Annotated in this window: 23 protein-coding genes; 14 read left to right on the plus strand and 9 right to left on the minus strand. The window is 42.9% G+C overall.

Annotated elements, in window-relative coordinates; all coding sequences use genetic code 11:
• Positions 1–17: 17 nt before the first annotated feature.
• From scpB to aglJ, 3 genes are all read left to right on the plus strand, one after another.
• Complete coding sequence (gene scpB / locus MSHOH_RS01910) at positions 18–1,133, plus strand: SMC-Scp complex subunit ScpB (protein ID WP_048136888.1); 1,116 nt, start codon at positions 18–20, stop codon at positions 1,131–1,133.
• A 194-nt stretch (positions 1,134–1,327) separates the two neighbouring features.
• Positions 1,328–1,879 carry a TATA-box-binding protein gene (locus MSHOH_RS01915; protein WP_048136890.1) on the plus strand — a complete coding sequence of 184 codons (552 nt, stop codon included), beginning with the start codon at positions 1,328–1,330 and terminating at the stop codon, positions 1,877–1,879.
• A gap of 134 nt (positions 1,880–2,013) precedes the next feature.
• Entirely contained in the window at positions 2,014–2,973 is a 960-nt protein-coding gene (gene aglJ / locus MSHOH_RS01920) for an S-layer glycoprotein N-glycosyltransferase AglJ (RefSeq protein ID WP_048136893.1), read from the plus strand.
• 114 nt (positions 2,974–3,087) lie between these two features.
• On the opposite strand, the gene MSHOH_RS01925 is transcribed toward aglJ, so the two are convergent.
• Positions 3,088–3,612, minus strand: a complete 525-nt coding sequence (locus MSHOH_RS01925) for a hypothetical protein (protein WP_048136896.1) — start codon at positions 3,610–3,612, stop codon at positions 3,088–3,090.
• Complete coding sequence (locus MSHOH_RS01930; RefSeq protein WP_048136898.1) at positions 3,602–3,904, minus strand: hypothetical protein; 303 nt, start codon at positions 3,902–3,904, stop codon at positions 3,602–3,604. Before MSHOH_RS01930 ends, MSHOH_RS01925 begins: the two co-directional genes overlap by 11 nt.
• A 410-nt stretch (positions 3,905–4,314) precedes the next feature.
• On the opposite strand from MSHOH_RS01930, the gene thiC reads away from it, so the two are divergent.
• On the plus strand, positions 4,315–5,601 hold the full coding sequence (thiC, locus tag MSHOH_RS01935; RefSeq protein ID WP_048136900.1) for a phosphomethylpyrimidine synthase ThiC: 1,287 nt from the start codon (positions 4,315–4,317) through the stop codon (positions 5,599–5,601).
• Between the two features lie 23 nt (positions 5,602–5,624).
• Here thiC and MSHOH_RS01940 read toward each other — a convergent pair whose 3' ends face one another.
• Together MSHOH_RS01940 and MSHOH_RS01945 are read right to left on the minus strand one after the other, a co-directional pair.
• Entirely contained in the window at positions 5,625–6,752 is a 1,128-nt protein-coding gene (locus tag MSHOH_RS01940; protein WP_048136902.1) for a DUF4367 domain-containing protein, read from the minus strand.
• Between the two features lie 44 nt (positions 6,753–6,796).
• A complete protein-coding gene (locus MSHOH_RS01945; RefSeq protein ID WP_048136904.1) occupies positions 6,797–7,903 on the minus strand; it encodes an outer membrane lipoprotein-sorting protein in 1,107 nt (368 codons plus the stop codon).
• Positions 7,904–8,622: 719 nt separating this feature from the next.
• Here MSHOH_RS01945 and MSHOH_RS01950 point away from each other — a divergent pair.
• Complete coding sequence (locus MSHOH_RS01950; protein WP_082089205.1) at positions 8,623–10,662, plus strand: M3 family oligoendopeptidase; 2,040 nt, start codon at positions 8,623–8,625, stop codon at positions 10,660–10,662.
• Positions 10,663–10,717: 55 nt separating this feature from the next.
• On the opposite strand, the gene MSHOH_RS23330 is transcribed toward MSHOH_RS01950, so the two are convergent.
• Complete coding sequence (locus MSHOH_RS23330; protein ID WP_158024020.1) at positions 10,718–10,894, minus strand: hypothetical protein; 177 nt, start codon at positions 10,892–10,894, stop codon at positions 10,718–10,720.
• Between MSHOH_RS23330 and MSHOH_RS01955 the strand changes: the two genes are divergently transcribed.
• From MSHOH_RS01955 to MSHOH_RS01970, 4 genes are all read left to right on the plus strand, one after another.
• Positions 10,883–11,353 carry a methylated-DNA--[protein]-cysteine S-methyltransferase gene (locus MSHOH_RS01955; protein WP_048136906.1) on the plus strand — a complete coding sequence of 157 codons (471 nt, stop codon included), beginning with the start codon at positions 10,883–10,885 and terminating at the stop codon, positions 11,351–11,353. The genes MSHOH_RS23330 and MSHOH_RS01955 overlap by 12 nt on opposite strands.
• Positions 11,354–11,695: 342 nt before the next feature.
• Complete coding sequence (locus tag MSHOH_RS01960) at positions 11,696–12,496, plus strand: ABC transporter ATP-binding protein (RefSeq protein WP_239451161.1); 801 nt, start codon at positions 11,696–11,698, stop codon at positions 12,494–12,496.
• A complete protein-coding gene (locus MSHOH_RS01965; protein WP_048136910.1) occupies positions 12,486–13,529 on the plus strand; it encodes an ABC transporter permease in 1,044 nt (347 codons plus the stop codon). The genes MSHOH_RS01960 and MSHOH_RS01965 overlap by 11 nt, the downstream gene beginning before the upstream one ends.
• Positions 13,530–13,639: 110 nt before the next feature.
• A complete protein-coding gene (locus MSHOH_RS01970; protein WP_048136911.1) occupies positions 13,640–14,383 on the plus strand; it encodes an epoxyqueuosine reductase in 744 nt (247 codons plus the stop codon).
• 217 nt (positions 14,384–14,600) lie between these two features.
• Here the strand turns inward: MSHOH_RS01970 and MSHOH_RS01975 are convergent, their stop codons facing one another.
• Complete coding sequence (locus MSHOH_RS01975) at positions 14,601–15,146, minus strand: DUF1616 domain-containing protein (protein WP_338037908.1); 546 nt, start codon at positions 15,144–15,146, stop codon at positions 14,601–14,603.
• A gap of 82 nt (positions 15,147–15,228) precedes the next feature.
• Between MSHOH_RS01975 and MSHOH_RS25815 the strand changes: the two genes are divergently transcribed.
• The 3 genes from MSHOH_RS25815 to MSHOH_RS25825 are packed head-to-tail and all read left to right on the plus strand — an operon-like array spanning position 15,229 to position 15,750.
• Complete coding sequence (locus MSHOH_RS25815; protein WP_332881520.1) at positions 15,229–15,330, plus strand: SAM-dependent chlorinase/fluorinase; 102 nt, start codon at positions 15,229–15,231, stop codon at positions 15,328–15,330.
• Positions 15,327–15,560, plus strand: coding sequence for an SAM-dependent chlorinase/fluorinase (locus MSHOH_RS25820; protein WP_338037909.1), 234 nt, complete (start codon positions 15,327–15,329; stop codon positions 15,558–15,560). The genes MSHOH_RS25815 and MSHOH_RS25820 overlap by 4 nt, the downstream gene beginning before the upstream one ends.
• A gap of 13 nt (positions 15,561–15,573) precedes the next feature.
• Positions 15,574–15,750, plus strand: a complete 177-nt coding sequence (locus tag MSHOH_RS25825) for an SAM hydroxide adenosyltransferase (RefSeq protein WP_332881522.1) — start codon at positions 15,574–15,576, stop codon at positions 15,748–15,750.
• A gap of 211 nt (positions 15,751–15,961) precedes the next feature.
• Here MSHOH_RS25825 and MSHOH_RS01985 read toward each other — a convergent pair whose 3' ends face one another.
• Positions 15,962–17,077 carry an outer membrane lipoprotein-sorting protein gene (locus MSHOH_RS01985; protein WP_048136913.1) on the minus strand — a complete coding sequence of 372 codons (1,116 nt, stop codon included), beginning with the start codon at positions 17,075–17,077 and terminating at the stop codon, positions 15,962–15,964.
• A gap of 120 nt (positions 17,078–17,197) precedes the next feature.
• Here MSHOH_RS01985 and MSHOH_RS01990 point away from each other — a divergent pair, with 120 nt between their 5' ends.
• Together MSHOH_RS01990 and MSHOH_RS21855 are read left to right on the plus strand one after the other, a co-directional pair.
• Positions 17,198–17,986, plus strand: coding sequence for an SAM hydrolase/SAM-dependent halogenase family protein (locus tag MSHOH_RS01990; RefSeq protein ID WP_048136914.1), 789 nt, complete (start codon positions 17,198–17,200; stop codon positions 17,984–17,986).
• Positions 17,987–18,161: 175 nt separating this feature from the next.
• Entirely contained in the window at positions 18,162–19,649 is a 1,488-nt protein-coding gene (locus MSHOH_RS21855; RefSeq protein ID WP_052730669.1) for a HEAT repeat domain-containing protein, read from the plus strand.
• Positions 19,650–19,737: 88 nt separating this feature from the next.
• On the opposite strand, the gene MSHOH_RS02000 is transcribed toward MSHOH_RS21855, so the two are convergent.
• Positions 19,738–20,709 (minus strand): 2-hydroxyacid dehydrogenase, encoded by a 972-nt coding sequence (locus tag MSHOH_RS02000; protein WP_048136916.1) that lies wholly within the window; start codon positions 20,707–20,709, stop codon positions 19,738–19,740.
• A complete protein-coding gene (locus tag MSHOH_RS02005; protein ID WP_048136918.1) occupies positions 20,709–20,897 on the minus strand; it encodes a YHS domain-containing protein in 189 nt (62 codons plus the stop codon). Before MSHOH_RS02005 ends, MSHOH_RS02000 begins: the two co-directional genes overlap by 1 nt.
• Positions 20,898–21,522 lie beyond the last annotated feature (625 nt).

The raw sequence follows: 21,522 nt of genomic DNA on the forward strand, positions 1-21,522 counted from the left end.
TTCTGGTCGTGAAATTTATGAGTGAGCTTGAAATTATCGAAGCGGCTCTTTTTGCTGCGGGCAGGGCAGTAAGCCTTGAGAAACTTATGAAAATTACCGGAAAGCCGAAAAAGAATGTGTCTTCGGCGGTGCAGGAGCTGATGGAGGCTTACTCTTCACGGAACTCAGGCATCGAAATTCTGGACCTTGGAGACCGCTACGTCATGCAGGTCAAGCCGGAATACTCCGAACTTATGAGGGATGTTGCCCCAAAAGAACTCTCAGCCCCTAAACTCCGGACTTTATCCATGATTGCTTATCATCAGCCCCTGCTCCAGTCCGACCTTATTGAAATGAGGGGCAGCGGAGCCTACGACCATATAAAAGACCTGATTGAGAGAGGTTTTGTCGATTCCGTGCCCTGCGGGAGGAGCAGACAGCTTTCCACAACCCCGCTATTTGCAGATTATTTCGGGCTTAAAAAGAACGACCCTAAAGCCATAAAGGAAAAAATTATTGATCTATTAAAGGCACAGGGCGGGCAGAGCGAAATCAACCTCTGGGTAGGGAGAAAAACCATTGCTGTGACTCCGATGTATGAGTCCCTTATGGGCATGTGCGGGATTAAAGATTATTTTGTTGCGAATGCTTATTGCCCTTCTAAAGAGGAGATTTCTCGCCTGCTTGAGGCCGATGTGCTTGTGGTCACTGCAGGTTATCTTGATACTGTGAAGCAGCACTGTGATGGTGAGATCCTTGAGGTGCGCTCAACAACTTTTGAAGACCTTGTTGAGGCGATCTCTTTAATCTCAGAAGAACTTTCCGATGAAGTGGATCCCAAAGTTGTGGACGAGACTCTCCGGAAGATTCGGGAGACCAGGGAAAGATATGTAGCTTCAGCCCTGCTTATTGAGAGGAAGGTAAAGCCTGCAACTGATATGGTCTCAAGGATCGTTAATGATCTTAATATAAGGATTTCTACGGACGGCATCCTTGTGTCTCCTGATTACGGGACTTCAGGTGAGGGAGTGAATATAGGGAAAGGGGCTAAAATTCTGGTACCAACTCACCGCAGTGTAGAAGGAGATCTTCTTGAAAGAGTCTGCAAAAAATATGATTCTATCCTTGAAGGTTTAAAAAATTCTGAAGATTGACGGTTTTCAAAGCAGATGCGGATGCCTTTGTCTCCTTTAATTTTTTTCATTTAACTGGCGCCCATAATTTAAGCTTTTCTGTCGCATTTATATTCTTTATATATAGTATTTATATACTATGCGAGGCATTTAACTATAGCTTTATATAGTGGTTAGAGGATATTACTCTTGCTTTATATACTGAGGGTTGACTAATGAGCGAATCTAGCATCAAAATTGAAAACGTGGTCGCATCCACCAAACTCGCAGAAGAGTTTGATTTAACTTTGATCGAATCCCAGTTCGAAGGGGCTGAGTATAACAAACAGAAGTTCCCCGGGCTTGTCTACAGAGTTTCAGACCCTAAAGCTGCTTTTCTGGTCTTTACTTCCGGAAAGGTTGTCTGTACAGGAGCAAAAAACGTTGCCGACGTGCACACAGTTATTGGCAATATGGCAAAAAAGCTGAACAGCATCGGGATCAAAACAATAGAAAACCCGCAGATTACTGTCCAGAATATAGTTGCCTCAGCAGACCTGCACACTATCCTTAACCTCAATGCAATTGCAATCGGGCTTGGACTTGAGAACATCGAATACGAACCCGAGCAGTTTCCGGGTCTTGTTTACAGGATTGATGAACCCAAGGTGGTCGTCCTTATTTTCAGTTCCGGAAAACTTGTAGTTACAGGCGGAAAGTCCCCCGAAGACTGTGAAAGGGGTGTAGAAGTAGTCCGTCAACAACTCGATAATATGGGACTTTTATAAGATCCCTTATATCTTTATATCTATTGTATTCATTTTAATCTGCCTCCCTGCGGAAGGGGCATGGATAGAATATTCAGTACAAAAACGGATTCTGCGGTATGCGTAGAGGCTCCGACGAAGGATATGTGTGAAACGTGAATTACACGGACGTTTGCATTCTCATTCCTACCCTTAACGAAGCTGCAACGATAGGGGATCTCATTAAAGATTTCAAGAAAGTAGGGTTTTCCAATATTCTTGTAATCGATGGAAACAGCAAAGACGGGACAGCGCAGATTGCAGAGTTGGAAGGTGCAAGAGTTGTCTTGCAGACCGGAAAGGGCAAGGGTCAGGCAATGATCCAGGCTTTCGAACTCATCGAAAGTCCCTATGTAATAATGGTTGACGGAGATGGGACTTATCTTGCAAAAGAAGCTCCTTCCCTTCTTGAGCCGATTCTGGTAGGAAAAGCCGACCATGTTATAGGTAACCGGCTGGAGAAATATTCCCCTGGGGCTTTTACAAAGCTAAACCTGGTTGGCAACCGCCTGATAAACTTGCTTTTTGATATCGCTTACGGAGTGCAGTTAAGAGATATTCTTTCAGGCTACCGTGCATTCACGCTCGATAGTATTAGAGAACTGGAACTTAATAAGACCGGTTTTGAAATAGAAACCGAAATCTCTGTTGAGTGCATCCTGAAAAAACAGTTAGTCGAAGAGGTGCCGATTACTTACCTCCCCAGAAGTGAAAAAGGAGAAACCAAGCTAAATCCTGTAAAAGATGGAATAAGAATCGGGTCTACCATCTACAGGCTTGCAAAAGTGCATAATCCTATGTTCTATTTCGGGATTATTGGTTTTGTCTTTATTATGGCGGGTTTGCTTACGGGAACCTATGTGGTAATCGAGTGGCTAGATGGAACCACCCGTATTCCCCTTTCGGTTCTCACGGCTCTGTTTATTATATTCGGTCTTCAGATGTTTATCTTCGGGATGCTCAGCGACCTTATAGTAACTCTTCACAGGCAAACGGTTAGCTTAATCCAGGAGAAAAACAAGCAGAGAGAAATAACAAACAGGGAAAAAATAATAGATGGAGAAGATGGTAAGTAAAGAAATAATCAGGAAATGATCCGGAAATCTCTCAATTTCCTGGTAGCCTGCTAGCAGCCTCCTGGCCGTCTCCCGATTTTTTCAAATTTTTCTCGGACCTCTTTGAAGGATATTTTAAATAGATATCATTTTTGCATTCAATTCATCAAAAAAATCGTTGTGGACATTTTTGAAATTGTATTGTCCATCTATTGTTTTAATTGAAAAATTCCCTTTGTCCTTGCTAACATCAATTATATTACTTAGATGAATCTTGATATAATCAAAATGCTCGTCTGATGGATAATATTTTGTAAATAATTGTTCGTACTTCAATTTTATCAGAAAATCGTTAATAAGCCTGAAAAAGAGAAAGGAAAATAGTAGCAGTAAAAATAAAATAATTAGCATTGAAAAAATAGCCCAACCAAGAAAATATGGAAATTTTTTACCAAATTCATCGTATAATATTGTTATAAAATTGCTCGATGCACCTGTAAGTATCAGTATAATTACATACTCAAAATATCGATAAACTCTTTTTATTTCGTGTTTTGAAATAAACAACAAATCATCCATAAGAATGAGAGAAACATCTATACTTGATCCAAGAACAATCATCCGACATCTATAGTATTTGACGAATTCTTCAGAACTCATTAAATCCCCATACAAAAAAATAATAGTAGGTAAGGGAGAATAATTCCATCCCAAAGTTTTTCTTACCAGACAATGCTGAAACTGTATATTTCACATATCCCCAATCATCGAGGTCCCACGGGCCAGCATCACTACATGCATATCCGACCCCATATGTACTCTCTGATCCAGTTACTTTTAAATAAACTATATATTGATGGCCGTCTTGCAGGTAGTAAGTACCTCCTACACTAAAATTGTTATCCATTCTGTCATATTCGATAAGACCAGCTGAGCCATCAAATATTGTCACGGAGTTAAGGTAAGTCTTATCTGTAACATAATCCTGCCTTTGGGCGCGTGAGGTTCAAATTGATTTGGTAGGTCCGTTTGAATCCCATAAAGTTCCTTATAATGTAGCTCACTTATAAGTTCTTCTAGCCAAACCATCAAACTTATCTTATCTCTAAAACAAATTTACTTGTTTACAACTCAACTTAACTTCAAACTATCTTTATAAAAAACTTATTTTAATCGCAAGCTTTATATTTTCGCTATCAACTGGCACTCAAGTAAAGTAAAATTGATTTAGGTTAAAGTTAGTTTTTTAAATAGTGTTATATATAATTACTTTCCTTCTATGTTCTAACTCACAATCCCTTTACTTACGTATGAAATCTTCACGATAATCTTACAGACAAATGAAAGCTTGAGGTAATAAATATGACAATTGTGGAAGATGCACAAAAAGGTATTATCACCGAAGAGATGAAGATCGTCGCAAAGGATGAAGGACTTGACCCTGAATTCGTCCGCCGCGGTGTTGCAGCCGGAAGAATCGTTATTCCAACCTCCCCTTACAGACAGGTTAAGATCTGCGGTATCGGAGAAGGGCTCAGGACCAAAGTCAATGCTTCTATCGGTGTATCCTCGGACATTGTGGATCCAGAGATGGAAGTCAAAAAAGCAATCGCTGCAGAAAAAGCAGGTGCTGACACTCTCATGGAGCTCGGGACCGGTGGAGACTTCCTTGCAATCAGAAAAAAAGTCATTGACAGCATTTCCCTTTCAGTCGGATCAGTTCCCCTTTACCAAGCTTTCATTGAAGCTGCCAGAAAGTACGGTTCAATCGTCCACATGACAGAAGACGAGCTCTTCAACGCAACAGAAGCCCAGGCAAAGCTCGGAACCAACTTCATGGCAATTCATACCGGGATCAACAACATCACCCTTGACAGGCTTAAAGCCCATGGAAGGTACGGCGGACTCTGTTCCCGTGGCGGCGCCTTCATGAGCTCCTGGATGCTCCACAACGAAAAGGAAAACCCTCTTTTCGCAAACTTCGATTACCTCGTTGAAATCCTCAAGGAACACGAAGTCGTCCTCTCGACAGGAAACGGAATGCGTGCGGGTGCAGTCCATGATGCAACCGACCGTGCCCAGATCCAGGAATTGATCATCAACTCCGAGATGGCTGACAGGGCACATAAGCAGGGCCTGCAGGTCATTGTAGAAGGTCCTGGCCACGTTCCACTTGACCAGATCGCAACCAACGTGAAGCTCATGAAGGAAATGAGCGGTCACAAACCCTTCTACATGCTCGGTCCTCTCGTTACTGACGTTGCTCCAGGCTACGACCACATCGTAACCGCAATCGGTGCATCTGTCTCTGCCTCCTACGGCTGTGACTTCCTCTGCTACGTAACACCCGCAGAGCACCTTGCACTCCCGAACCTCGAAGACGTCATCACCGGTGTCAAGACCTCCAGGATTGCAGCCCACGTCGGAGACATGATAAAGTATCCTGACAGGGCAAGACAGTGGGACCTTGATATGGGCAGAGCCAGAAGGGAACTCGATTGGGAAAAGATGTACTCCCTTGCAATCGACCCCGAACACGCAAGAGCAGTCAGGAACAGCAGGGCACCCGAAGATACAGATGCATGCACGATGTGCGGAAACTTCTGCGCTCTGAAGATCGTCAACCAGAACTACAACCTTGCAAAATAAGCTTAAAAAAGTAAAGTAAGGCCTCAGGGCTTTACTTTTTCACCTTTTCTTTCATCCTTGCAAATTGATTCTGCAACTTTCAGCAATTCATCTTTTTCCAGGGAAGCGGTAAGGCTCAGTTCAACATCCCCTATTTTCCACCTCAGGATTTTCATGTTCTCGAAGGCAAGGTATTTTCCATCCTTCCCGTTAATGGTAATGTCTTCTGCAGTATTCATTATTGCAGCATCTGGGGCCTGGCTTTCGTATACGGTTTCCGTGATCACTATATTTTCTTCTCCTTTTTTGTAGGTCAGGACGACCTTTTCAGCAGCCTGGCCTTCAGGGGTCGTCTCGCTGGTATTGTAGGCTGTAGCATAGCTGAACTCGCAACCTTCCGGCAGGTACTCAGGGATCAGGATTTCAAACCCGACACGCTCCTCAGCTTCTTTGAGGCTTAATTCTTCAGGGAGTTCAATCTCTTCGAGGTCCATGGTCTTTATGGTTGCCCCTTCCGGGATTTTGAACATAAACTCGGAATCCGGAATCCCGGTGTTTACTTTCAGGTCCCGGATTTCTACTTTTGAAATCAGCGTCTTACTGCTTTCATTGCTATCGTACATCTCGTACCCGAGGAACATCCAGGTTTCTTTGTCTATCCAGACTTTCATACTGTATTCAGGGGTCTGTTCTCCTGTCTTTTTCGGAATCGCCTCGAGCAGGTAGGCTTTCCTTCCTTCAACTTCCTCTGTTCCCAGCAGGGATACGTTCGTATCATTAAAGGTGGTTTTTATGAGTAAGAGGTAGTCGTTTTCAGTTAATTCCGGGGTCTTGGGAATTTTTGTTTTCATGACCGTATTCGTTCCCTTGGCATAGGTCCACCTGAATTCCCCATCCGATAGCACGAGCGTCTCTTCTTCTTCTCCCGGCTTTTCTACGAAGTTTTTCATCATGTGTGGTTTTTTGTACATTGTCTTAAATTCGTTTTCCACAACCTTCTCCCCGATGTAGTAGGTCATGTGCATCGTATACGAGTAATCTTCAATGCTGTTCTGTTTCTCCAGCAACTGGGCTGCAATCTCTTCGGCATTCGGTTCTTTTTCCGTACAGCCCGATGCGAAAAGGGCCAGAATTACGAGGGCCAGCAGGAATAGCATTTTCTTTGTTGACATATTCCTCACCTTTTTCCGGCTTTAACTGCCATTAAATGAGTTTTTCAGGCATTTTCCCGCAAGGATTCCGCAATTCTCAGCATTTCGTCTTTTTCCAGGGAAGAGGCAAGGCTCAGTTCAATATTCCCTATTTCCCAGTTCAAGATCTTCATATCTCCCAGGGTAAGGTACTTCCCTTCCTTCCCATTGATCGAAACTTCTTCTGCAGAATTCATGATTGGAGCTTCCGGAGTCTCGGTTTCGTACACGGTTTCCGAAAGGGAAATGATGTCTCCCTCCTCGTTTTCGTATGTCAGGGAAACCGTCTCGAAGGCCTGGTTTTCAGGGGCTATCCAGCTGTTATTGGAAACCATCGAATAGTTGAAGGCATACCCTTCTGGGAGGTATTCCGGAACCAAGATTTCAAATCCCGCAGATTCTCTGGCTTCTTCTAAGGTCATTTTTTCGGGAAGTTTAAATGAGTCGAGGTCCACTGTCTTTACGGTTGCCCCTTCCGGCACCTCGAATACAAATTCGGAGTCCTGGATGCCTGTATTAATTTCCAGGTCGTGGATCTCGAGTTCCATCACCAGGTCTCCGTCACTGTCATACATTTCATACCTGAGAGGCATCCAGGTCTCTTTGTCCACCCAGATTTTCATCCCGTCTGCAAGCTTGAATCCCTCTTCCTCTTCTTTTGGGCTGGTCTCAAGCAGGTATGCGGGCCTTCCGTCGATTTCCTCCATACCAAGCAGGGAGACATCCGTTTCGTTCAGGAACTCATCAATAATTCCTACGTAATCTATCTCCCCCAGTATCGGGGTATCCGGCATTTCCATTTTCGTGACCGTATTTGTTTTGGGGTCATAGGTCCAGATAAATTCTCCATCCGAAACTACAATGGTGCCTGCTTCTTCTTCAGGTTTTATTGTAATTGTTTTCATCTTATCCGGTTTCTTCTGCAGGGTCCGAACCTCACTTTCCTGTGTCTGATTTCCAAAGTATGAAGTCATTTGCATCGTATATGAATAATCCTGGATGTTGGCTTCTTTTTCCTGCATCTGTTTTGCGATTTCTTCTGCACTGAGATCCCCGGTACAGCCCGATATAAAAAGAATCGGAACAAGCAGGGCCAGTAATGTAAGTGTTGTGAGTGTTTTCCTGTTTGTCATTTTCTTCACCGTTCTATTTCCCGGATTTTTTCCGAACTCTCCGGTTTCTATCGTTACCCCTTCCGGGACCTGAGTTCTCTTTCCAGGATGTTCTCTTAAAAAAATAAATTAAAGTGTGCATGAATGAGTTCAAGTGTGCTATACATGAGTAATTTTTTGATATGGAAGGAATACAAGTAAACATCTAAATGTTGACTACTTATAACTTTCTCTTTTCGGAATTTTTTTGGAGCTTCTTTATGAATATTTTCTTCAGATGGAGGGGATCATGAAGTTTTCTCAGGAATTGTTTGATGATCTGGCCATAAAAGATATATGTAAGAAGGATAAAATTAGTTCCAATATGAGTATTGATGAAATATTATAAAAATAGATATTATAGTAGGATAATAAAAACTAGGAACTGAAGATTAAATGAGGGTCTGATACGAGGACAGAGGATAATTCAGAAAAAAACCTGGAAACTCTGTTTCTTCCGGAAGATTCCCGAAAATTGACGCAGATTCTTTCCAATGATTCGGTTTCTAAATCTTTCTTAGAAAAATAACCATATGTCTGCCTATATTTTTTAAATTTTTCAATTATTAAAAATCGGCAGTTTTTTATTATGTTTCTTAAATCTCTACCTAACTTTTATTCTATTTCCTGGAACGTTGGGACCTGTTTTTTTCAGGAAATGGGATTGAGCCTGCTCATATACAAGTTGAGGTAGAGGTTTTATGAAAAGGGAAGTTTTTACATGGGTTGCGATTCTCGAGATATCGCTGTTATTTTTTGTTTTTCCGGGGTCCGGAGTCCAGGTTGGGGCCAAGGCAGGAATCTCCTCTGAAAGTACGATAGAGAAATACGAATTTGAAGAAATCAATCCAGATGAGATTACCACAGTATGGAACGACTCATATCTCTTCAGCAACAGAGAAACTGCTCAGGAAGAACTTGAGAGGTTGAAGCAGAGTTCTGCGGAGATCAGCGAAACCTTTCGTCCGGAATTTGAGGAGCTTTCGGGGCCTGCTTTGCTGGCCTACATTGAAACCGAAAAGGAGTTTTCAAAGTCCCTTGATATTCTGTATATTTATGCATACACAGGGCTCAGTAAAAACGTAAACGATCAGTTCTTTTCATCCCTTCTTGCGGACACCCAGGATCTGGCTACTGAACATGGAAAAGCCGTTGCATTTGCTGCTGTAAAGCTGACTTCGCTTTCAACGGAGGAATGGGAACAGTTCTTTTCCGAGGAGCCCGGGCTTGAAAAGTACAGGCACTATCTAGAAGCTTCATATCTCCGGTTTGCAGAACACAGACCAGAAAACGAGGCTCAGGTCTCATACCTTGCAGATATGGAAAACCAGCGCATGAAACTTCAGACTGAGGCAATTTCACAGATTACAAACAATGTCACAAATGCAGGGAATATAACCCTCGATAACGGAGAAGAATATTCCGTCAACTCCCAGTCCTACTATACTCTACTTTCAACGGACTCCAGCAGAGCTAACAGAAAAAAATGCTATGAGCAGAGGTTTTATCACCTGATTAACGAATCGGACTCAATGGCAGCTCTTTATTCCGAAAAAGTTAGGCTTGATGACCTTGCTGCAAAGGAGTTGAACTATACCGATTCTTACGAAGCCTGTTTTTACGGTCTCTATCTCACCGATTCTCAGGTTGATGAGATGAATTCGGTCTTCAAGGAACGAAAAGATGTGTTTGAAGGCTATAACGACTTCAGGAAAACAAAGTTAGGGCTTGAAACCCTGAAACCCTATGACCTCTTACTGGAGTTAACTGAAGAACTGGGAGAAGAGTATGCTTATGCGGATGCTCTGAAAGACATTCAGAAGTCCTATTCCGGAATGGACCTCCTTTTCAACGATATCTTTCTGGAGATGGCTACAGGGAATTTCATAGACGTATACCCTGACCCCGAAAATGGAAAGCAGCCCGGCGGCTACTGTTACGGACTCGAGGCCCTGCAGGCCCCAGCCCTGATCTTTATGAATTATAATGGCCTGATTTCGGACCAGAAGGGTCTCACGCATGAACTGGGGCATGGAATCCATTTCTATCTGATGGGTAATTCCGTGGATTACCTCTACTGCTCCGGCCCAACTTACGAAATGGAGGTCCCTTCCACTTTCAACGAAGAGCTCTTTGTCGATTATGCGGTCGAGAACTCCGATCGTGATACCGCTGTTGCGGTACTTTCCCAGCACATAGGAGAGTATCAGAACTATTTCTCCTTCCAGCCCATGATTACGGAATTCGAATATAAGGCACACAGCTTATGCGCTGAAAAATATGCTGAAAACGGAACTGTCAGCGGAGCTGAACTCAATGCCCTCTGGACAGATCTCTCTAAAGAATACAGGAGCAACTCTATCGAATACTATCCCGAAGACTCTGCGGAATGGACCTACATCAACCACATCTATTTGACAAATAACTACTACACCTTCAACTATGCGGTTTCGAAAGCAATAACTCTGGCCCTGTTCAAGCAATATAAGGAGGATCCTGAAACCTTCAACAAAAACTATATCGCCTATCTCTCTGCAGGCTCGGCACTGACTCCCGAGGAAAAACTGAAAAAATACTTCGGGATCGAAATCAACAGGCAGCTTTTTGAAGATGCCATGAATGTCGTGGAGTTGAGGATCCAGCAGCTCGAGGAGCTGGAAAGGGAGAGGAACAGTCCTAAATTTGAGTCTGCCGCAGAAAGCCTGAACGTCTATTCAGGTTCCTTCTGGAATGCTCCGTAAGAGAATTATCAACTGGAAGGTTTAATGAATTGAAAGCTCTGGGTCATTTGGATATTTAAGTGCCTTTTGCCTCCGGATTCTTTTCTTTTTCGCCTCTTTTTACCACCTTAAAGATTTTTTCTTCCTTTGAAGTGCCCTGCACTTTCTGCGGGTCAGGCATTGGATAAGCATTTCTATCATAAACGATAGAACTACCTGTAACCGGCAGGAGAATACAAAAATGTACTATCATATAGTCGAATCCCCAATCGGTCCCCTACTCCTTGCAGGAGATGAAGAAGGGCTGAAATATGTAAACTTCGTGAAAGGCAAAAAGAAAATCGAAGTTCCGGACAGCTGGCAGGAAAACAAAGAGTTTTTCAGGGATATTTCTAGGCAACTTGAAAAATATTTTGCAGGGAAACTCAAATCTTTTGATGTAAAGCTAGCCCCAGAAGGCACGGAATTTCAGAAATCCGTCTGGAAGGCTTTATGTGAAATCCCTTACGGAGAGACCAGGACTTACGGGCAGATCGCAAAAAACATTGGAAAGCCGAAGGCTTCCCGGGCTGTGGGGCTTGCAAACAACCGGAACCCAATTGCAATAATCGTGCCCTGCCATAGGGTCATCGGAGCAAATGGGAAACTTACGGGCTATGCTAGTGGGCTGGATATAAAGGCATTCTTATTAAGGCTTGAAGGTGTTTGTTGAGTGAAGGTGTTTGTTGAGAAATGACATTCTTTTTAATATCACAAAATAATACCGGAAGGAAACAAATTAATATCAATAACATCTGATACATTTACAGTATATATCGAATATTCTACTGTATATGTCGAAAGAATGATGATGGGTTATCTTATAGGGATTCGGGTAAGTTTTGCTCCGTTTTTCTGGATAAGTTCGATGGTCTGACTGTTAGATTATACAAAGCTTCGAAAGTTGATACGGAACGAAGGATATGTATTTCAGTGACGTGAGGCAGCCGGTGGTACTCTGGACAAAGCGATAGTTATTGAAAATTTGTCTAAAAAATATGGCAGTTTCGAAGTTGTGAAAAACATCTCGTTCAGTGTCAAAAAGGGGACAATATTCGGACTTCTGGGCCCTAACGGTGCGGGAAAATCCACTACCATTAAGATTCTCACCTGCCAGTCTCCTCCCACTTCAGGCGTTGCATACATTGGGGGATTCAACGCCGCGGTAGATGCAGCAGAGATAAAAAAGAGAATAGGCGTTGTTTTTGAATCCCAGAACCTGTATGAAGAGCTGTCTGTCTTTGAAAACCTTAATTTTTTTCGTCAATTGTACGGCGCCCCAGCGGAAAAAATTACTGAGGTTCTGGAAGTTGTGGGCGTGAAAGGGAATCAAAAGGACAAAATAAAGACTCTCTCAAAAGGTATGAAGCAGAAGATAATGATTGCCAGGGCCTTAATCAATGATCCCGACATTTTGTTTCTGGATGAGCCCGGAAGCGGATTGGATCCGCATTCGGCAAGGGAAATAAGGCAAATGATCCTTGGTCTTAAAGGCCGGGGCAAGACAATCCTCATAACGACACATAACATGGAGGAAGCGGACTTTTTATGTGACTGTCTGGCTATCATACATAAAGGCTCCATAATAGCTATGGACGCGCCCGGAAATCTGAAAAAGAAGTATGGGGAAGACGTTCTCAGGATCAAGACCGTAACAGGAGATATTTACGAATCGCCACTGAATACGAAATCAAGTAGTGATATTTTTAAGAAACTCTCGGACGATAATCAGATATTCCTTGTACATTCAAAAGAGGCTACAATTGAAGATGTTTTTATAAGATTAACCGGGGAGAGGTTGACCGATGAATCTTAGTGTTATCCTGGCTATTTTCAGAAAGGACCTGATATCGTCGGTAAAAAACAAGAACATATTGATCATATTACTAACTCCGGTCCTTTTGTCTATCCTCTTTAACTCTACGGTCTCATTAACTGATGACATCGCCGTACCCATTGCCGTGTATGATGAAGGTTACAGCGGCGATTTTGTTGAGCATCTCGGTTCCACGGGCAGTTATGAAGTAACCATTACGGACTCTGCCGGTAGATCAGAAGAATTACTTTACAATGAAAAAGTTGCGGCTGTTGTGATTATTCCGGAAGGCTTCAGTGCCGATGTTGAAAATGGACTTACTTCTTCCCTGAATATCACGGTCAACCCTTATGATGCGAAATCGGTTGTATTTTTGCAAACTTACAGAGACGTAATTATGGACTTTGCAGGACAGGAATACCCGGTGCACGTTTCTTTAAATATGCTCCCTGCAGGCTTGCAGTCCAGGTTTTACATCCCGGTATGGCTCATGTTTACGGTGATATTTGTTGGAATGATGGTTTTGCCCAATACGCTGACTACTGAGAAGGAGAAAAAAACTCTTGATGCAATACTTGTGTCGCCGGCTTCGGAAAAAGATGTGATTTACGGCAAATCTTTTTTTGGGCTATTCCTGACAGTATTCATATCTCTAGTCATAATTTTTATTAATGGGGGATTTGTCGGGAACTTCCCTGCGGTCCTGTTTTTCATAGTCCTCGGTTCTACAGCATTCACAGGCCTCGGGCTTCTGATTGCCAGCTATTCTGACAATTATTCTTCGGCGTCTCTGCTTTCCACTATCTGTATGGCACCCCTGATTTTACCGGCTCTACTGGCCGATTTATCCGGAGAGATCAGGTATATCTCTTATCTCATACCGAGCACCTACATGTTTAATGGCATAAAAGATGCTATGTTGAATAATTCCGGAATCTCTGATTTGTATCCTGAGCTTGGAGTCCTTGTTATATTTAATATTGCCGTGTACGTGCTGACAGCTTATATTCTCAAGAAGAAAAACTATGTATGAACTTTCGATCGGGTTTTGCAGAAAGACTTTTGTAAGACCTGCCTGAAAAGCCGGTTTTGAATTTATTTCATTAGCAGGTCTCAAAAGTGTAAGTTCAAGGAGAATGTATTATGGAGCTCAAAAACAAGATTGAGAGCGTTATTAAAACAATGGCCTCAAATCCGGGTACTGAAACTCGATACCGTGAACCTCTTGTCGGCTATGCTTCTGCTGACGATCCGATATTTGATGAAATGAAAGAAATCATAGGTCCTCACCACCTGCACCCAAAGGAAATCTTCCCAGGGGCAAAAACAGTTGTCTCCTTCTTCCTGCCGTTTGAAAAAGAACTGGTAAAGTTGAACTGGCGGTCTCCTGGCCCTATAAAGGAATGGATTCAGGCCAAAAGTGAAACCGACTGTCTAATCGAAAAAATCAATGAAAAACTGAAGGCTGAGCTGTCAGAAGAGGGTGTAGAGGCAGTTGTTCCCGGAATTGTTTTTGATTACAAGAGTAAAGGGTTTGATGTTGTCTGGTCTCATAAGAGTGCCGCTTATGCTGCGGGTCTGGGCACTTTCGGAGTCCACCACATGCTTATCACGAAAGCCGGGTGTGCGGGCCGCTTCGGGACTCTTCTAATCTCTGCCGAAATTCCTCCCACTCCACGTCCGACCGAAGAATTCTGCCGTTACAAAAAAGGAGAAAAATGCCTTGTCTGTGTGGACAGGTGCCCGGCGGGAGCTCTCAGTATAAAAGGGCTCGACAAGGAAAAGTGTTTCAAACTGCTCCAGGAAAACGCAAAAGTTTTTCCCGAAATTAGCCAGCTTGCCTGCGGGAAATGTGCAACCGGACCCTGTGCCCTCAGGTCTCGCTGAAACCAAGCAACTTCTCCATTTTTTCGGATGCCGATTTCGTAATTTTAATTATTTCGTTTTTTTCGAGATCGGCAGAGTCCAATGTTAAGGAATAAAGAAGATACAATTTCATGATTTTGTTATCGGTATTGTCTTCAGCAATGGCTATGAAGTCACTCCCAAAGTGAATATTTGAAATTATACTTTATCATTCCTAAATTTCCTTCAAGTAGATCGCTTATATCGCTGTTATCGAAGTATTCTCCGAGATATTCTGCGATACATTTATCCATAGGAAGACGCCTCTATAAGGCGTACAGAGACCTCCTTCAACTATATTTTTCTCGCCTTCTTTGTAGAGCGAAAAATCAAGCGCCATGTGCGTTCCCTCAAAGGGAGGAGTTATGGTAACTGCTTTTTCCCAGGTCTTGTTGTCCTCAAGACTTATATACTCCTGATCAGGGGGTAAAGGTAGAGGTGTGCCTTCAAGCTTAACTTCCAGTGTATAATTGATGGGCTTCTGCTCATGGTTTACAATTCCTACTATTACGGTCCCGTTCTCTCCGAGTACGTAATCTGTTGGATAGTTGTCAGCTTTCCCTTCAGGCCCCAGAATATATAATTCGGTATCAGATTCTTTTAAAGGCTCTCCCATCAGTTCAGCATTCTTTTTTTCTTCGCATCCGGATGCAAGAATAGTCAGGCTTATGAGAATCAATATGAATAATATTTTTTTATGTTTCATTTTCTCCACGCTTCTTATATTTCCTTCTATATTTTTCAATTTTGGACCGTATTTCCTTGCTTCCTAATATTTTTTTCCAATTTAACATACCCTGAAATAGCAAAAAAGCCGAATAATATTCATGTCTATCATTTCTCTTACCAACGATTTCGGAGACCTCTATCCTGCAGCCATGAAAGCCGTGATTCTTGGAATTAATCCCGAAGTGCGGATATTGATGTGACCCATTCCATCCGGCAGGCAGGAATCAGGGAAGGCGCTTTTGTACTGTATTCACTTGTTCCTTATTTCCCGGCTAAAAGCGTGCATGTGGGTGTTTTTGTTAGCCCTGATAATGGTTTTATGATTCCTGCAGCCCGTCGTCTGGAAAATATGGAAGTGTACGAAATCACAAATAAGGAAATAATGCTCAACTCAGGAATTTCTGCAACCTGCGGTCCTGAAGTTCCGTAATTTCGGCTCGCAGGTGGAAGTAAACGGCAGGAAAGTTTCTTTTGTTCAGACCTATGGTTTTGTCAGACAGGGAGATGCGCTTGCACTTATAGGTAGCCACGGCTTTCTGGAGCTCGCAGTAAATAAAGGAAACGCAGCTCTGCAGTTCGGGCTCAGAAACGGGGAACCTTTGGCAATAAAGGTTCCTTAAAAAGGCAGCTTCAGGAAAATGCCAGGTTTTTTCCCGAACTTAATCAGTTTGCCTGCGGGAAATGTGCAACCGAACCCTGTGCGTTGAAATCCCGCTGAAACAGTTTCTCTTATCTTTTTATTGATTCCTATTATTCCCATTATTTTTTCCATCATTTTTCCATTATTTTTCCATTATTTCCCATCTTCGTTATTTTTATTTTCGTTATTTTTTAGTTTTTCTCGGAGGCAGGTTCCGGAATAGATTCTGCAATTTTCAGTATCTCGGCCTTCTCAAGGGAACCGCTCAGGGACATTTCAAGTTCTCCAAGATTCCACTTCAGGATCTTGAGGTCACCGAATGCGTCAATGTATTTTCCTTCCTTTCCGTTAATACTTACATTTTCAGCCATCTGTGTAAGCATAGCGTTTTGTTCTGGCTTACTTTCGTAGATGGTCTGTGCTATCTGGAAACTTTCATCCCCTCTCTGGTAGTTAAGAATTGCAGTCTCTGAACCCTGACCTCCAGTGGCTGTCTCGTAGTTATCATATACCATTGTGTGATTAAGTACATAGCCTTCAGGAACGTACTCCGGGACGAGTATTTCAAAACTGGCTCTCTGTCTGGCTTCTTCAAGGCTCAGTTCTTCGGGAGCTTTAAAATCTTCTTCCAGGTCAAGAACTCTTATCTCTGCTCCTTCCGGAACCTCAAACTCGAATTCGGAATCAGGAATGCCGGTGTTTACTTCCAGGTCGCGCATTTCCACTTCAATTACCAGGTTTTCTTTGCTGTCATACATCTCATATCTGAGAGCCATCCAGGTCTCTTTGTCCACCCACATTTTCGTCCGGGAAACAAGTCTGTAACCTTCTTTCTCAGTTTCGGGCTCAGCTTCAAGGACATATGCGCTCCTTCCGTCCACCTCTTCTACTCCCAGGATGGAAACATTTGTTTCATTCAGGAAATCCTCTATGAGCCTTACGTAATCACTTCCCTTCAAAAGCGGTTCCTCAGGCAGTTCAATCTTGGTAACTGTATTCGTCCGTGGATCGTAGCTCCACACGAACTTCCCGTCCGAAACTGCTGCAACTTCTTCTTCTCCCTGTTCTATTACCAGGTTCTTCATCAGGTTCGGCTTTTTGTACATCATCCTGATTTCGTTTTCCATAACCTTTTCCCCGTTGACATAGGTTGCCATGTACATTATTCCGGAGTAATCTTCGAGGTTTTCCTGTTTTTCCTGCATCTTTGTTGCGATCTCTTCTGCACTCAGCTCTTCCTCACACCCTGATGCAAAGAGAGCCAGGCTTATCAAAATTATTAAGGCTAATGCTTTCGTCCTTCTCATTTCCCTTTCACTTTCCTGGACTTTTCTATATTTTCTAATGTCAGCCTGTATCTACTCACACCTTAATATTATTTTTCAATCTAACATACTCTGAAATAGCAAAAAAGCCGAATAATATTCATGTCTATCATTTCCCTTACCACTGATTTCGGAGACCTCTATCCTGCAGCCATGAAAGCCGTGATTCTTGGAATCAATCCCGGAGTGCAGATTGTTGATATAACCCATTCTATCCGGCAGGCAGGAATCAGGGAAGGCGCTTTTGCACTGTATTCACTTGTCCCGTATTTCCCGGCTAAAAGCGTGCATATAGGAGTTGTCGACCCAGGAGTTGGAACTTCCCGCCGGGCACTTACCCTGAAAGCCGGCCCGGAAGGAGAAGAGCAATTTTTTGTAGGTCCTGATAACGGGCTCATGATCCCTGCAGCCCGCAGGCTTGGGAATATGGAAGTGTACGAGATCACAAATAAGGAAATAATGCTCAACTCAGGAATTTCTACAACATTTCACGGCAGGGATATTTTCGCACCTGTGGGGGCAAGGCTCTCAAAGGGTATGTTGATCGAGACTGTCGGGCACAGGATTTCGGATTTCGTAGACCTTGATTTCGGAAATGTAGGAATTGACGGGCCGTTTCTTGTAGGGGAAGTTGTTTTTGCTGATAGTTTCGGAAACGTGATTACGAATATTCCTGAAGCTGCGGTCCTGAAGTTCCGTAATTTCGGCTCGCAGGTGGAAGTAAACGGCAGGAAAGTTTCTTTTGTTCAAACATACGGTTTTGTCAGACAGGGAGAGGCACTTGCACTCATAGGCAGCCACAGCTTTCTGGAAATCGCAGTAAATAAAGGAAGCGCGGCTCTGCAGTTCGGTCTCAAAAGCGGGGATCCTGTGGCAATAAAGGTTCTGTGACTACTCCTATCACTGACAGACATCTATCGGAATTCTGAAGAGGTATAGCCTTAATCTATAGATTTATAAGATACTTTTCTATCTCTTTTCCAGCTCTCTTCTTACCCGATAAACGCCGGAATTATTATATAATTCTTCGAATACAGACTGGCCGTTTAGAATGAGATTTAGTAGCATGAGGACTTACAAACTCGAATTTCTTTTCCTTTTTGTTCTGGCAATTTTGAGTTTTTTAACGCTTTTCGGGAACGAAAGTACAGGTACTGCCAGTGGAAATTCTTCAAACACTTTCTGGCTCCCTTCTGCAGTAATGCAGTCTACAGCTGCTTTATATGCGGTATTTATTGCAATTTTCATCCTTTCCCTTCAGAACAACAGAGAAAATATCAATTCCATTGCCAACCGCATAAAACCTACCTTGAAGGTCGTATCCTATACGGCAGCAGGCACGATTTATTTTAACGGACTGATACTGATCGTCTTTAGCCTGGGCACTTTTTCTGAGGGTAAAATGAAAATCCTGCTCCTCTTTTCGCTCTTTTCTATGGTAGCGTCACTAATAGCTATTGTCTATTCCTCGATGAACCTGTTGAGCGATATCTCAGGTCTGAAGACTTCATCAGAGAAATTAACCTACATTTCAGATCTTGTCAGAGGACTGGAAGGACCTGATTCCGAAAATCTCTTAATGAAAAACAGTAAAAATATCGATTTCTGTATTCAGTCTCTGGATGACGAAAATCCTGAAGTCAGGGCAATTGCCGCCGAAGCTCTGAGTCAGGTAAGGGAGAAGAAGGCTGAAAAGGCACTTATCGAAATTCTTGAAGACCGAAGTTCCACTGTAAGGATTGCGGTGATTAAAACTCTTACTTTGATAGGAAGCGAAGACGCCGTAGAACCTCTGATTAAACAGCTGGCTGACAAAGACCCGGCAATAAGGGCCCGTATTATAGAGACTCTCGGAAACCTGCAGGACAGGAGGGCTACGGGACCTATTATAAAAAATCTGGATGACAAAGTCCCTGAAGTCAGATTTGCAGCAGCCCGGGCACTTGGAATCCTGGGTGATGAAAGGGCAGAAGAAGCCCTTATAGCAAAGCTTGATGAAAGCCCTGTGGAGTTTCGTTGCCAGGTGGTTCAGGCTCTCGGAAAAATAGGAAGTGAAAAGTCAGTTTCTGCGCTTATATCCAGGCTGCAGGATAAAGATCCTGAGATTCGGAAACACACAGCTGAAGCTCTTGGGAAGCTTGGCAGTCCACAGGCTGTTGAGCCTCTTCTCAGGTGCCTGAAAGACAAAACTGCTGAAGTAAGAAACGCCGCTGCATATTCTCTTGGAACACTCAGAGCTGAGAAAGCAGCAGCCCCTTTAATAGAAATGCTGCAAGAGAAAGACCCTGAACTGAGAATCACATCGGTATATGCCCTTGGAGAGATAGGCAGCTGCGAGGCAGTTGAGCCTCTTCTTGAGCTCCTCGATGACAACAACCCCTGGCTTAGACAATATGCTGCCGAAGCCCTGGGAAAAATCGGAGACATAAAGGCAACGAGTTCCCTTATTAAAAACCTGGATGACCCGGAACTGAAAGTAAGGTGGGCTGTGGCCGAAGCTCTAAGGATGCTGAATAAACGGAATCTGGTGAAAGAGCCAGGTGGAGGTATCTAAAGGTAAAGAAAAAGCCGTTTTAAAAGCCCTCCATTATGCCCTGGGTGGACTTCCTGAAATTTTCACTGGCAGGACTGATATCCAGACTTCAGGGCAGTCTGGAACTGGCAATTGCTTCTGGGTTTACAATATTCTGAGGTCTTCCGGCTACGAATCTCTCTACATTTTCCACGCAAACGTGTGTGCACTCTTCAAGGGATTCTTCCGAGAGAAAAGCTATATGCGGCGTAAGTACAACGTTTTCCAGTTCAGTCAACGGGTCATTTGCTGGCAGCGGCTCTTTTTCAAAAACATCCAGACCGGCTCCACGGATTTCTTTCTTTTTCAGAGCTTCCACAAGAGCAGCTTCATCTACCACTTTTCCCCTGGCAGTATTTATCAGGATAGCACTTTTTTTCATTTTTGCAAGTTCTCTAGCCCCGATCATTTTTTCCGTGGCAGGAGTTAAAGGGACGTGAAGGGTAACAATATCCGACTCTGCGAGCAGTGTGTCAAGATCAACAAATTTTACTCTCAGCTTTTTTGCTTTTTCCTCACTGGGATGGCCGGTTACGGACAGTACGTTCATATTGAATCCATGAGCTATCTGGATTACCCTCCCTCCTATACTGCCAGTACCTACAACTCCTATTATTTTTCCCATAAGCTGGTTCCCTATGTAGTCCCTCCAGTCGAATTTTCCCTCCCGCAGCCTGCTGTCTGCAACGTGAACTTTTCTCATGAGATTCAGGGTAAGGGCAAAAACCATCTCAGCAACTGAATCAAAAGCATAGTCAGGGACATTGGACACAACTATACCCTTCTCAGTTGCTGTTTTAATGTCTATGTGGTCATATCCGGTCTGCCATACCGAAACCATTCTGAGGTTCCGGGATGCATTAAATGCCTCTTTTGAAAAGCCGTATCTTCCTGTTATGACTATGTCCGCATCCTTTACCCTATCTATGAACTCCCTCGTTGATGAGGGTATTTTTTCATAGACTTCCAGTTCTCCGAGGTTCTCCAGCCTTTCTCGATACTCTCCGGGCAGGAATATAGGATCTGAAACCACTATTTTCATTATACCGCACTTTCCTGACTATGGAAACTAAGGTACTTTTCCGGATTCTCTTCGAACTTTTTCATGCAGTCATACGAACAGAAATAATATTCTCTACCTCTGTAATTGACTTTGTACTCTACGTCCCTTCCTGTAACATCCATGTTGCATACGGGATCAAGTCTTGTTCCGGTTCCTTTTACTGGCATATTTTTCCTCCTACAATCAAATCTCGACTTTTAATCCAATGTCGACTAAGGGTTCCAGTCCGCAAAGAGGGAAACTGCAATAGAAGCGAGAGGAGCTGCGAATTTCACATGGTGAAGAACCAGTTTACAGTTATAATTTTCTCTATATTTCTTCTCCAGTGGGATTTCTTTCTCCTGTAAGATCCCTTTAATGGAGATGTTTTTACTTTTATAACGGCAAAGCTATTTTTTAACGGAATTTTAAAAACCGAAGATTGTCGGCAACTTTCCGTTCTCCTATAACTGCACTTCCCCCAGATAGATTCAGTAAAAACCCCAATAATTGATTATTTTTATAATATTTAGCAATTTTTATACAATTATTTTTTGGAGAGCATATTTACCCTTCCTGTTTTTTACTTCATGGACTAATTTCTAAATCATACTCATGGTAGTTTTAAGGTTACTTTGTATGAACTTTGGAAAAAGTAGACTTGTTTTATGTTTTCTTAGTAAATTTCAACAAATTTTTATATCGCTTTCTAATAAACGGTTAAATTACGTTGGTATCCTTCAGGCCTTGTGTTTGAAAAACTTGCTTTTCATTAAGTTTTCTCTCAATGTTTTATGATATTGAACCAAAAAT

It is taken from the genome of Methanosarcina horonobensis HB-1 = JCM 15518 (assembly GCF_000970285.1).
GTDB lineage: Archaea > Halobacteriota > Methanosarcinia > Methanosarcinales > Methanosarcinaceae > Methanosarcina > Methanosarcina horonobensis.